Below are 12,431 nucleotides of genomic sequence, written 5' to 3'. Positions count from 1 at the left end.
TTTCGGCGAGAAGCCGGTTCCAACTATTTCGCGCCGCGCTCTAGAGGTGAGAGGCCGGCGGGTTTTATCAACTTCGGCGCGGCCGCGCCACCCAAGCCGGAAAAGGAGCGGGGACGTCGAGAATCGAGAAAGCCCGGCGTGAGGCCGGGCTTTCTACTTTGAGGCTGTTGAAGCCGCTCAGTATTTGGCGAGAACCGGAGCGGGGGCCGCCCAGTTGAAGTGATAGTTCACACCGGCGCGGACGATGTTGACCTGCGGGTGGAAGCGATAGCCCCAGTTCCAGCCAAAGCCGCCGTTCTGTCCGCCGCTGCTGAGGTCGGCATAGAGATACTCGACCTTGGCCGACCAGTTCGGCGCGAACATCCACTCGAGGCCGCCGCCGGCGGTCCAGCCGGTGCGGATGTTGCTCTGGCCCCAGGCGCTCACGCCGCCATAAGCGAAGCCCGCCGTGCCATAGACGAGCAGAGTGGGCGTGAACAGCCAGCCGGCGCGGCCGCGCACCGTGCCGATGTAGTCGAGGCCGAGGCGGCCGCCGTTGATCGCCGCGACCGGGACCAGAACGTCGTTGAGCGCGCCGCTGGTGGGGTTGACGAAAGGCGACGGGTAGATCGAGTAGTTACCCGGGCCGTTGCCGCCGAGGCTCGAGCCCTGGAAGTCGGTCTCGACGCCGACCACGATCGACGGGTTGAACTGGAAGTTATAGCCGACCTGCAGGCCGCCGATGACGCCGCCCGCATTGCCCGTCTGATTGCCGTTAGGCAGGAAGAACAGGTTCGAGGAGGTGGCTGCGTTCGGCAGGACGCCGGGGCCGCCGAAGGTGTAGTTCGGATCCCAATAGGCCGAGCCCTCGTTGCGCGGGTTGTTGGCGTTCCATCCGCCGCCGATGTTCAGACCGGCGTAGAACCCGTTCCAGGTCAGCATGGGCGGCGGCGGCACATAGACCGGCGGAGCCTTGCGAGAGGGGAGATCGGCGGCGAGCGCCGAGCCCATGCCCATCGCCAGAGCGATGGCGGAAATAGCGGCAAGCTTTTTCATATTCGCCTCCTGTAGCACGTTGCGGAATACGTCAGGAGTGACGCAAATCTTCGATAGGAACCGGACGATCCCGCGACGAATTCGATGAGGCACCTTATCCATGAGTTGTTATCAATTCCAATACAAAGATACATGTTGAGCTACTTTCCTAAAGGGTGTGCTATTTTTGCAACAGTGCTTGCTCTGAAATTATGCACGGCATGTAGGAACTCGTTAACCACTCACTCGTGGGTCGAGGCGCCGATCATCTCCTTTGATGGTTTCCAAGAATCGAGAAAGCCCGGCGCGAGGCCGGGCTTTCTGCTTTGAGGCTGTTGAAGCCGCTCAGTATTTGGCGAGAACCGGAGCGGGGGCCGCCCAGTTGAAGTGATAGTTCACGCCGGCGCGGACGATGTTGAGCTGGGGGTGGAAGTGATAGCCCCAGTTCCAGCCGGAGCCGCCGTTCTGTCCGCCGCTGCTGAGGTCGGCGTAGAGATACTCGATCTTGGCCGACCAGTTCGGCGCGAACATCCACTCGAGACCGCCGCCGGCGGTCCAGCCGGTGCGGAGGTTGTTCTGGCCCCAGGCCTGGACGCCGCCATAAGCGAAGCCCGCCGTGCCGTAGACAAGCAGGGTGGGCGTGAACAGCCAGCCGGCGCGGCCGCGCACCGTGCCGAGGTAGTTCAGGGCCAGGTTGCTGCCGTTGATCGCCGCGACCGGAACCAGGACGCCGGGGCTGCCAATGCCAGCCGGGACGGTGCCCAACCCCGCAACGTAGGGCGACGGGAAGAGCTGGTAGTTGTTGCCGCCGTTGCTGCTGAGGCTCGAGCCCTGGAAGTCGGTCTCGACGCCGACCACGATCGACGGGTTGAACTGGAAGTTGTAGCCAACCTGCAGGCCGCCGACGACGCCGGCATTGCCGCCGTTGTTGTTGCCGCTATTGGGCAGGAAGAACAAGTTCGGGGTGGTGCCAAAGCCAGGAGCCGTGAAGCTGGACCCGAAGGGAAGCCGCGGATCCCAATAGGCCGAGACCTCGTTGTTGGGGCTGTTGGAGTTCCAGGCGCCGCCAATGTTCAGACCGGCGTAGAAGCCGTTCCAGGTCAGCGGGGGCGGCGGCGGCACATAGACCGGGGCCTTGCGGGAGGGGAGATCGGCGGCGAGCGCCGAGCCCATGCCCATCGCCAGGGCGATGGCGGAAATAGCAGCAACCTTTTTCATGTTCGCCTCCTCTACGGAAAGGGCGGTTAAAATCTCCGGCGCCTTGGGTCTTTCCCCCACGACGCTTCGGGGAAACCATGCGCAGGAATGACTGCCATCTTCAATGGGGGAAACACGATGGCCGTTGTTTTCTCTAGAGGTGTGCTATTTCTGCAACAGTTTTTGTCTGGATTGTGTGTGCCGTCCAAAAAACCTCGCCTCGAAACGAGGCCAGGCTCTTGAACGGGCGGGGAGCGGCAGGTTCGCCCGCGACTCAGATCACGCTGTGATCGCGCGCTTTAGAACTTGGCGAGCACGGGGGCGGGAGCCGCCCAGTTGAAGTGGTAGTTCACGCCGGCGCGGACGAGATTGAGCTGCACATTGGGGTTATTCCAGTTGCCGCCCCAACCCCAGCCCCAGCCGTTGTTGTTCCAGTTGTTGTTGGTGTTGGCCTGAGCGTAGAGATATGGAATGCTTCGGGCGAGAAATGCAGATCCTCGGAAAATCAGTTCTAGAGCTTTGCCTTATCTTTCAATTCATAAAGAAGGGTGAGCGCCTCCCGGGGCGTCAGCGTGTCGGGCTCGATCGCCGCAAGCGCCAGGCGCAGCGGGTCCTTGCGCTCGGGCGTCGGCGGCCGGTGCGAGAACAAGGGCAGATCGTCGATCATCTTTTCAATCGGCGCGCGCCGATCCTGCGCTTCGAGCTCGCTCAGGATCTCATGCGCGCGCGAAACGACGCTCTTTGGCAGACCGGCGAGCTCCGCGACATGCACGCCATAGGAGCGATCCGCCGCGCCGGGGACGACCTCGTGCAGGAAGACGATCTCGCCCGAGCGCTCGGAGACCTTCATCGTCAGATTGACGAGGCTCGGCAGGCGTTTGGCGAGCCTCGTCAGCTCGTGGAAATGTGTGGCGAACAGCGCCCGCGAGCGGTTCGTCGCGCAAAGATGCTCGATCGTCGCCCAGGCGATCGACAAGCCGTCGAAAGTCGCCGTGCCGCGCCCGATCTCGTCGAGGATGACGAGCGCGCGCGGCCCGGCGCTATTGAGAATCGCCGCCGTCTCGACCATCTCGACCATGAAGGTCGAGCGGCCGCGCGCAAGATCGTCGGAGGCCCCGACGCGGGAGAAGAGCCGGTCGACGACCCCGATGCGGGCTTTCTCGGCGGGCACATAGGAGCCCGCCTGGGCGAGCAGCGCGATGAGCGCATTCTGGCGCAGGAAAGTGGATTTACCGGCCATGTTGGGGCCGGTGACCACGGCGATCTTGCCGCCCGAAAGCGCGCAGTCGTTGGGGGCGAAGAGCTTGCCGTTCGCCTTCAGCGCCGCCTCCACCACCGGATGGCGGCCCCCCTCGATCTCGAAGTCGAGCGAAGCGTCGACCGTGGGCCGGACCCAGTCGCGCCGCGCGGCGATCTCGGCCAGCGCGGCGATCCCGTCGAGCGTCGCGAAGGCTTGCGCGATGCGGCGAATTTCCGCCGTCTGCGCGAGGACCTCCTCGCTCAGGGCCGCAAACAGCGCCTCCTCGCGGGCCTGAGCGCGATCGCTCGCCTGCGCGATTTTCTGGTCGAGCTCGACGAGCTCGCGCGTCGTAAAGCGCATCGCGTCCGCCATTGTCTGGCGATGCGTGAACAGCTGGTCGAGCGGCGCCTTCAACAGGCGCTCGCCCTGGGCCTGCGGAACCTCGACGAAGAAACCGAGGAAATTATTGTGCTTGACCTTGAGCTGCCGCACACCCGCGGCTTCCGCATATTGGGATTGAAATCCCGCGACGACGCGGCGGCTTTCGTCGCGCAGGCCGCGCGCCTCGTCGAGCTCGGCGTCGACGCCCTGAGCGATGAAGCCGCCAGCGCGTCGATCGGCGGGCGGTTCGGGAACGAGGCTCTCCTTCAATCGACGCTCGAGCGCGGCGTCGGCGGCGGCGAGCGCCGCAAGCTCGCGGGCCACATGCGGCGGCGGCGGGAGCGTCGCGTCGGCGCTCGAGAGGAACGCCGCGATTTCTCGGGCGACGCAAAGGCCGGCGGCCAGGCCCGCGAGATCGCGGGGGCCGCCGCGTTGCAAGGAGAGCCGCGCCAGCGCGCGCACGAGGTCCGGCGCGCGCGCGAGCCGCTCCCGCAGCCCTTCGCGCGCCCGCGCCGCTTCGAGAAAGAATGCCACCGCGTCGAGGCGCGCACCGATCTCGGCCGGCTCGGTCGACGGGGCGCCGAGCCGCTCGGCGAAAGCCCGCGCGCCTGCGGGCGTCACGGTCAGATCGATAGCCTCGATGAGCGAGCCTTCGCGGCTTCCGGAGAGCGTTTGCGCAATTTCGAGATTGGCGCGCGTCGCCGCGTCGATCTCGAGGATCGGGCTGTCGCGGAGGCTCGTCGGCGGCGACAAGGCGGGGCGCTCGCCGCGCTGCGTGCGCTCGACGTAATGGATGGCGAGCGCGGCCGCGGCGATCTCCGCCGCGGAGAGCGCCCCGAAGCCTTCCAGCGTCGAGACGCGGAAGAAATCCATGAGGCGCCGCTCGGCCGCCGCCCCCGCCAGCGCCTCCCGGCCGACTGGACTTAACGGCGCTGCGCAGCCTTGAAGGAGCGCGCGCAGGCCGGGCTCGCGCGATAGCTCTTCCGCCAGGACGATCTCCCGCGGCTCCTGGCGGCAGAGCGCGGAGACGAGCTCCGCTTCGGCGCGTTCGCCCACCGTGAAGGCGCCCGTGGAGATGTCCACGCTCGCAAAGCCCCAGCGCCAGCCGCCGTCCTTGGCGCGAAGGCGGGACAGCGCGGCGAAGGCGTTGGGCCTTCCCGGATCGAGCAGGGCGTCCTCGGTGATCGTGCCGGGCGTGACCAAACGCACGACGTCGCGGCGCACGACCGACTTGGCCCCGCGTTTCTTGGCTTCGGCGGGGTCTTCGAGCTGCTCGCAGACGGCGACCCGGTGACCGAGCGCGATGAGCTTTTGCAGATAATCGTTGGCGCGCTCGACCGGCACGCCGCACATGGGGATATCCTCGCCGAGGTGCTTGCCGCGTTTCGTCAGCATGATGCCGAGCGCGCGCGCGGCGACGGCGGCGTCCTCGAAGAACAGCTCGTAAAAGTCGCCCATGCGGTAGAAGAGCAGGGAGTCCGGGTTCGCGGCCTTGATCTCGACGTATTGCGAGATCATCGGCGTCGCCGTTTTGACCGACGCGCCGTCGCGGCTTGCGCCGGCCTCGCCATCCTGCGGACATTTTGCGGGCCGATCCATATGCTCACGCTAGCAAGCTTCGCCGTGCGAAGCCACCGCGAGCCCACTCCAATAAGCGCGAAGCCCTATTGGGGCGCCCAGACCAATAAGCAGAGCGGGCACGCTCCCCAAACCCGGGCGCTTTGTCACAAAGGCCCGTCATCTTTTGCGAATATTCGCTCTAGCGCCGGAGGGGATTTTCTGGATAGGCTCGCGACCGGGATCTTAGCATGTCAGTCATGAGCCAAAGCCTAACATTAAAGAGGCTTACGGCCGCGCCGGAAGAGGGTCCGAAGCGCGATCGCCTGCCGTCGTCGCGCAAGCGGCAGGCGAGATTATTCGCTATCGTTCTGTTTATTCACGTGTTTCTCCTGTCCGCGCTCGTGGCCGTCGATTGGGTCTCTCGACCCCTGGCGCTGGTCGAGGAGGAAATCCCGGTCGAGGTCGTCACGGAGCCGCCGCCCGAGCCCGAGGCGCAGCAGCCCCCCGCGCAACAGGCCCAGGAGGAGCCAAAGCCCCCCGAGCAGCAGCAGCAGGAGAAGATCAAGCAGAAGCTCACGCTCGACGAAAAGCCCGCCTATGACGCGCCGCGGGCCGAGAACAAAGAGAAAGTCGAACGCGAGGCCCCCGACGAGGAAACGCGGGCCCAAAGGCAGGCGCGGCCCGACGAGCACACGGCCGAGAAGCCGGAGGAGCAGCCGCAGAAGCCTCAGCAGGAGATGCAGCAGGATCCGGGCGAGCAGCAGGGCGCGACGGACGCCGCCGAAGAGGACAAGCGCGAGGCGGAGATCACCAAGCAGGCGGCTCCCCGGCCGACGGAGACGCGCGAGTCGATGTTCGGCAAGCCGGACCCGAAGGCGGCGATCGGACCCAAGCAGAAATCCGTGGCGCAGCTCCTCGCCTCGCTCGAGCCGACTCCGCATTATCGGCTGGGCGGCGCGGCCAAGGTCGCGCCGATCTCCGGCGGCACGGCGGCGCCGACTTATTTTTCGGTCGTTTTGGGCTACATCCTGCGCAAGTTCCATCCCGGCGGCGGGCGTCAGGAGACGGGAAGCATCGTCTTCTTCGTGGACCCCAACGGCAATCTGATGCATCAGGCGCTGCGCAAATCCAGCGGCTCCTCGTCGCGCGACCAGGAAGCCCTCGCGGCGCTGCATCGGGCCCAGCCTTTCCCGCCCACGCCGACGGGAACCAGCATCGGCATGGTTTGGAACTATTGATCGAGGGCGCGCGGGGCGCGCGGCCGGCATAGGCGAAGCGCTTGACGCTGTCCTTTCACGCTGGCAAAGGACATTTGCTCCGGCAAGCCGGCCGGGTGGAAGAAATTCGACGCGGACGGAGGAATTACGTGACGCGCAAGAACTATCTCTTTACGAGCGAATCCGTTTCCGAGGGCCATCCGGACAAGGTCTGCGACCGCATTTCCGACGAGATCGTCGACGCCTTCTTCCGTGAGGGCGCGAAGGCCGGAATCGATCCTTACGCGATCCGCGTCGCCGCCGAGACGCTTTGCACCACGAATCGCGTCGTGATCGCCGGCGAGGTGCGCGGGCCGCACATGGCCTTCGAGCATGTGGAGGACATCGCCCGCGACGCGATCAAGGCGATCGGTTACGAGCAGGACGGCTTCCATTGGAAGAACGCCAAAGTCGAGGTGCTGCTGCACGAGCAGTCCGCCGACATCGCGCAGGGCGTCGACGCTGCGGGCAATAAGGACGAAGGCGCAGGCGACCAGGGCATCATGTTCGGCTACGCCGTGCGCGAGACCCCGGAGCTGATGCCGGCGCCGCTCTATTACGCCCATAAGATTCTGGAAGACCTGGCCAAAGCCCGCCACAGCGGCAAGGAGAAGGGCCTCGGTCCTGACGCCAAGAGCCAAGTGACGCTGCGCTATGAGAACGGCAAGCCGGTCGAGGCGACGCAGATCGTGCTCTCACATCAGCACACCGACGAGAACCTCTCGCCGCAGGACGTGCGCCAGCTCGTCGAGCCCTATATCAGAGCCGTGCTGCCGGCGGATTTCGTGACCTCCAAGACAGTCTGGCACGTCAATCCGACCGGCAAGTTCTTCATTGGCGGTCCCGACGGCGACGCCGGCCTCACGGGCCGCAAGATCATCGTCGACACCTATGGCGGCGCCGCGCCGCATGGCGGCGGCGCCTTCTCGGGCAAGGACCCGACCAAGGTCGATCGCTCCGCGGCCTATGCCGCGCGCTATCTCGCCAAGAACATCGTCGCCGCCGGTCTCTCCGACCGCGCGACGATCCAACTCGCTTACGCAATCGGCGTCGCCGAGCCTTTGTCGATCTATGTGGATCTGCACGGCACGGGGCAGGTCGCGGAGGACAAGATCGAGGCGGTGCTGCCGCAGATCATGCGGCTCACGCCGCGCGGCATCCGCGAGCACCTCAAGCTCAATCAGCCCATCTACGCGCGCACCTCGTCTTACGGCCATTTCGGCCGCAAGCCTGATGGCGACGGCGGCTTCTCCTGGGAGAAGACCGACCTCGTCGACGCGCTGAAGTCGCACTTCCGCTGACGGATCGGCGCGACGCTCGCCTTCCTGCAAACGCGCATGCGTTCAGGCGACTCCGCCTGAACGCAGCGTGGATTTAAGCGCTACGCTGGTGCGCCTGCGAGTCGGGAAGGAGATCGACGAAGGGGTCGTACGGTCCGTGGGTCAGAGGCATGGAGCCGAAGCTCCACTCGCGCTGAACCTCATGCACGTGGACGTCGCGCGCTCCGAGATTTCTCAAGATCTGCGTAGCCCGCCCTTCGCTCTCGGCGGTCGGGGTCTTTACCCACAGAACGAGCCCGCCCAGCCTCAGCTGTTCCCGGACACGCCGGGCATGCCGGCTGTGAATAGCGAGCGCGAGAATGGCGCCTAGGCCCGCGCCTATGCCCCCGAGCGCGACGGCCGAGGCGAGCGCGAAGGCGAGCGAGCCTCCCGTGGCGGATACGGCCCAAACCCCGGCGGCTCCGCCAATGTAGAGGGGAACGCCAATCAGTGCGGCCGTTCCTTCCACACGCGAGTCGCTGGAGACGAATTCCGTTTGCGGCGCGTCGCCGCTGTCCTCGATCTCCGAGACGCTGCGGAAGATGCGACCGAGGCCGCCTTTCGTTTTGGCGCCGGTTGCAAGCACGGATATCGCGGCCCCATTGAAGCCGGCGAGATCGAGCTCGTCCACCGCCGTCTCGAGCGTCTCTTCGTCGTCGAAGACGCCCACGGTTTCGCGCACCCAATATTTCTGCCCACCCCTGTCGGAACCCTCGGCGCGCTTCGCTTGCGGCGCGTCGGTGATCGACACGATTCTCGGCGGCTGCGGCGGCGCAGGCAGGATTTTTCGAATTTCACGCACGCCCTCGACGCCCAACAGGTCCTCGGCGCGAGACAGGGTTTCGTCGATAAGAATTCTGATCTGTTTCCCGTCGAGCCCGAGCCGCAAAAGCCTGCCGACGAGGACATTGACGTCGGCGCGGCCCTGACCCGTAAAGCGCGTCACGCCCTCGATGACTTGAGTGAGACGGCCGTCTTCGGCCGCCTCTGCGGCCGCCACGGCCTCCTGAGCTTCCGGCGTGTCCTCGACATATTTCGCGACTCGCCCTTGCGGCGCCTGATCGCGCAGAAACAGCAGCACATGGCCGATCGCAGCCCTCGCGATAGAGGCGTCCAGCCCTGCGGTGGCCATGAGGTTGTCGGTAAAGATCTGCATGGGAGCGTCTCCCTTTTTTCTGCATAGGTAAATATCGTAGGGCGAGGGAGCTTCAACCGAGGCGCCGGCGAGAAGAATTTTGCCCAAGAAGAATTTTGCCTATAAGCTAAGCGCAAGCTCGACCATTAAATCTGCGCAGACATAAAAGAGGCCCGCGACGGCGCTGTCGCGGGCCTTTTCGTCTCTATTCCCGAAGAAGATCTGTCGCGGCCGTCTCAGCTCGCCTTGCCGGCGTTTGTCGCGCCGGGGACTTCCACGAGCCGGCCGCTCTTCACGTCATAGATGTAGCCGTAGATCGGAATATTGCGGGGCGCGAGCGGGTGCTGGCGGATGCGTCGCACGTCATCCTCGACGCTTTCTTCTTGTTTCTTGATCGTGTGCCATTTGATGAAACGGCCGGCCACGCAGCCGCCGCCGTGCTGAGGATTCGACCAGGTCTTGCCGTCGAAGGAAGCAGTCGCGAGACTGTCGGCGAGAAGCTCGCCCATCACCTCGTCGCAGAAGAGCTCCATGCCGCAATCGGTGTGATGGATCACGAACCATTCCACGGTGCCGAGCAGCTTATGCGAAATCACGAGCGAGCGGATTGCGTCGTCGGTGGCGCGTCCGCCCGCATTGCGGATCACATGCGCGTCGCCCTCCGCAAGCCCGGCGTATTTCGCCGGATCGAGCCGCGCGTCCATGCAGGTGAGGATCGCGAATCGACGCGCCGGGGGCAGGGCGAGCTCGCCCTTCTTGCCGAATTCGGCGACATATTTGGCGTTGGCGCCCAGCACTTCGTTCAATACTGACATTTTGACCTCCCCCTCCCGCAGCCTTCGCGCCGCAGCTTTTTGGGCCGGGGAGGATTTAGCGTCGCTTTGGCGTTCGTCCACCGGACTTAGTCACACCCGCGCTGCGTTTCTCCCAAATTGATCGCCGGCGGGCGTTTCCGCTAGTGGTCCCCGTATTGCTTGCCGATGCCGCAATGACCTCTTTCTCCGATCGCGATCACACGGGGCTTGCGCTGCTTCGAGCCGCGGCGCGCGTCGGCCGCGCGCCGTCGGAAGCCGATTTCGTCGAACTCGAGTTCTGGCGGGAGCGCGTTGAAGCCGGCGCCCTGGAAGCGCTGTCCCCCTCGCGAGCCTGGCCCGAAATCGCCGAATGTCTGATGGCGCGCGCGCCTGCGCGATCGATGCAATTGCTGCGCGACTGCGGGGCTCTCCGCCGTCTGCTTCCCGAGGTTGAGGCGCTGTTTGGCGTGCCGCAGATCGCGGAAGGCGACGTGAACGCGGATCTCGGCGAGCTCCTCATGAACGCGCTGTCGGAGGCGGCGCTCTGCGGCGCCCCGCTCCCCGTGCGTTTCGCGCTCATGGTCATGAATGTCGGCAAGTCGGATTCGCCGCGAGAGCATCTTCCCGTGCATTACGGGCATATCGAGCGCGGGCGCCCGCGCATCGAGGCGATCTGCGCGCGATTTGAGGCGCCCGAAGACTGCCTGGACCTCGCCTTGCTGGCGCTCGCCGAAGGCGAGCGCGTGCATCGCGTCTCACGCGTGCGCGCCGGACCCGTCGCCGCCATGCTTGAGCGATTGGGCGCCTTCGACGAGCGCTCTCTTTTCGACGCCTTGATGACGGTGTGCGCTTGCGATTTTCGCGCTTACCAAGGCCGGGCCGGCCAGGCCTATCCGAAAGCGGCGATCCTTGCCGCGGCGCTCGACGCTTGCCGCCAAGTGGCAGAGCCGGCCGGGGCCGAGGCGACAGCCCTGCGCGCCAAGGCGATCGCAAACGCCTTCGCGTCGGAGCGCTGGTCTGAGAGCATGGATTAAGTCTCTTCGCCGGCCCCCTCCCGTACCCTCCCCCGCTTCGCGGGAGAGGGGCGGTAAGCATTGCGCAAGATGTTGATGACGCCCCGAATCTGACTCCCTCTCCCGCCATAGGGCGTCCAAAGACGCCCGTCATTCGACGGGCTATGGCGGGCGAGGGCAGGGGAGGGGGCTCCTCTCTCGCTGTCGCTACGTGCTAGGTTAGGTCCGATATGGAGGTCGCCACTTGAGCACGAACGAATCTCTCAGCGCTCGCTGCTGCGTCGTCGGCGGCGGGCCGGCCGGCATGATGGCGGCCTTTCTTCTGGCCCGCGCCGGCGTCGATGTCGTCCTGCTCGAAAAGCACGCGGATTTTTTCCGCGACTTTCGCGGCGACACCATCCACCCTTCAACGCTCGAGCTTTTCTACGAGCTTGGACTGCTGGATGAATTCTTGACGCTTCCGCACAGCAAGGCGCGCGAGATCACGGGTTTTGTCGGCGAGGAAAAGATTCCGGTCGCGGATTTCACGCATCTGCCGACTCACTGCAAGTTCATCGCGCTCATGCCGCAATGGGACTTCCTGAATTTCCTGGCGGAGAAGGGGAAGCGCTATCCCTCCTTGCGGCTGCTCATGGGCGCCGCGGCCGAGGACCTCATTCTCGAAGACGACCGCGTCGTCGGCGTGCGCGCGACGCAAGGCGGAAAGACGCTCGACATACGCGCCGATCTGACGATCGCCGCCGATGGGCGCCACTCGACTCTGCGCGAGAGCGCAGGGCTGGAGCGCATCGACTTCGGCGCGCCGATGGACGTGCTCTGGTTCCGCCTGGCGCGCCGCGAGGATGATCCGCACGAGCCCTTGGGCCGTTTTGCGAAAGGCCACATCTTGGCTCTCATCGACCGGAACGAGTACTGGCAATGCGGCTTCGTCATCCCCAAGGGCGGGCGCGAGGCGCTCGAGGGTCAGGGCTTAGAGGCTTTGCGCCATGAAATCGCGCGGGCCGCGCCATTCCTTGCCGATCGCGTGGACACGATCAAAAGCTGGGACGACGTCAAGCTGCTGTCCGTCGCGCTGGATCGGCTCCGCTGCTGGAGCCGGCCGGGGCTTTTGTTCATCGGCGACGCGGCGCACGCCATGTCGCCCGTCGGCGGCGTGGGCGTTAATCTCGCGATCCAGGACGCGGTCGCCGCCGCCAATCTTCTGGCGGAGCCGCTACGGCGCGGTCCGGTCGGGCCCGATCTGCTTGCCGCCGTGCAGCGGCGACGCGAATGGCCTGTGGGCGTAACGCAGTCCGTGCAGCGCTTCATCCAGAACCGGATTATCGGCACGGTCCTGGGAGGCGCGGAGATCGGGACCCTTCCGCTTCCGCTGCGGTTCTTGCGGGACTTTCCGCTTTTGCGCCGACTTCCCGCGCGGCTCATCGGTCTCGGCGTCCGCCCGGAGCACATCCGGTCGCCTGAGGCGCCGCCTACGGGGCGAGGGCCGGGGTGAGGCGCTGGGCCGCCCCGATTGCCGCCGCTT

Annotated in this window: 9 protein-coding genes; 4 read left to right on the top strand and 5 right to left on the bottom strand. The window is 65.6% G+C overall.

The annotated features are described in order from the left end of the window. Window positions 1-177 precede the first annotated feature (177 nt). The 3 genes from QMG80_RS15360 to mutS all read right to left on the bottom strand — a co-directional run bounded on the left by QMG80_RS15360 (window position 178) and on the right by mutS (window position 5,431). Window positions 178-1,035: an outer membrane protein gene (locus tag QMG80_RS15360; protein WP_085769974.1), complete on the bottom strand. Its 858-nt coding sequence runs from the start codon at window positions 1,033-1,035 to the stop codon at window positions 178-180. Between the two features lie 324 nt (window positions 1,036-1,359). Then, on the bottom strand, window positions 1,360-2,232 hold the full coding sequence (locus QMG80_RS15355) for an outer membrane protein (protein ID WP_085769973.1): 873 nt from the start codon (window positions 2,230-2,232) through the stop codon (window positions 1,360-1,362). 490 nt (window positions 2,233-2,722) lie between these two features. After that, window positions 2,723-5,431, bottom strand: a complete 2,709-nt coding sequence (gene mutS, locus QMG80_RS15350) for a DNA mismatch repair protein MutS (RefSeq protein WP_425351450.1) — start codon at window positions 5,429-5,431, stop codon at window positions 2,723-2,725. A 209-nt stretch (window positions 5,432-5,640) separates the two neighbouring features. On the opposite strand from mutS, the gene QMG80_RS15345 reads away from it, so the two are divergent. Together QMG80_RS15345 and metK are read left to right on the top strand one after the other, a co-directional pair. After that, complete coding sequence (locus QMG80_RS15345; protein ID WP_085769972.1) at window positions 5,641-6,630, top strand: TonB family protein; 990 nt, start codon at window positions 5,641-5,643, stop codon at window positions 6,628-6,630. Between the two features lie 128 nt (window positions 6,631-6,758). Beyond that, window positions 6,759-7,949 carry a methionine adenosyltransferase gene (metK, locus tag QMG80_RS15340; RefSeq protein WP_085773420.1) on the top strand — a complete coding sequence of 397 codons (1,191 nt, stop codon included), beginning with the start codon at window positions 6,759-6,761 and terminating at the stop codon, window positions 7,947-7,949. Between the two features lie 73 nt (window positions 7,950-8,022). Here the strand turns inward: metK and QMG80_RS15335 are convergent, their stop codons facing one another. Together QMG80_RS15335 and QMG80_RS15330 are read right to left on the bottom strand one after the other, a co-directional pair. After that, a complete protein-coding gene (locus QMG80_RS15335) occupies window positions 8,023-9,123 on the bottom strand; it encodes a hypothetical protein (protein ID WP_158658529.1) in 1,101 nt (366 codons plus the stop codon). A gap of 215 nt (window positions 9,124-9,338) precedes the next feature. Further along, entirely contained in the window at window positions 9,339-9,917 is a 579-nt protein-coding gene (locus tag QMG80_RS15330; RefSeq protein WP_085769970.1) for a carbonic anhydrase, read from the bottom strand. 173 nt (window positions 9,918-10,090) lie between these two features. Here QMG80_RS15330 and QMG80_RS15325 point away from each other — a divergent pair, with 173 nt between their 5' ends. Next, window positions 10,091-10,930 carry a tRNA nucleotidyltransferase/poly(A) polymerase-related protein gene (locus tag QMG80_RS15325; RefSeq protein ID WP_085769969.1) on the top strand — a complete coding sequence of 280 codons (840 nt, stop codon included), beginning with the start codon at window positions 10,091-10,093 and terminating at the stop codon, window positions 10,928-10,930. Between the two features lie 223 nt (window positions 10,931-11,153). Then, complete coding sequence (locus QMG80_RS15320; protein ID WP_085769968.1) at window positions 11,154-12,401, top strand: FAD-dependent oxidoreductase; 1,248 nt, start codon at window positions 11,154-11,156, stop codon at window positions 12,399-12,401. Window positions 12,402-12,431 lie beyond the last annotated feature (30 nt).

This window comes from Methylocystis bryophila (genome assembly GCF_027925445.1).
In the GTDB taxonomy this organism is placed as follows: domain Bacteria; phylum Pseudomonadota; class Alphaproteobacteria; order Rhizobiales; family Beijerinckiaceae; genus Methylocystis; species Methylocystis bryophila.
Note: the sequence above shows the minus strand (reverse complement) of the source record. Positions and strands in the feature narration are given on the sequence as shown.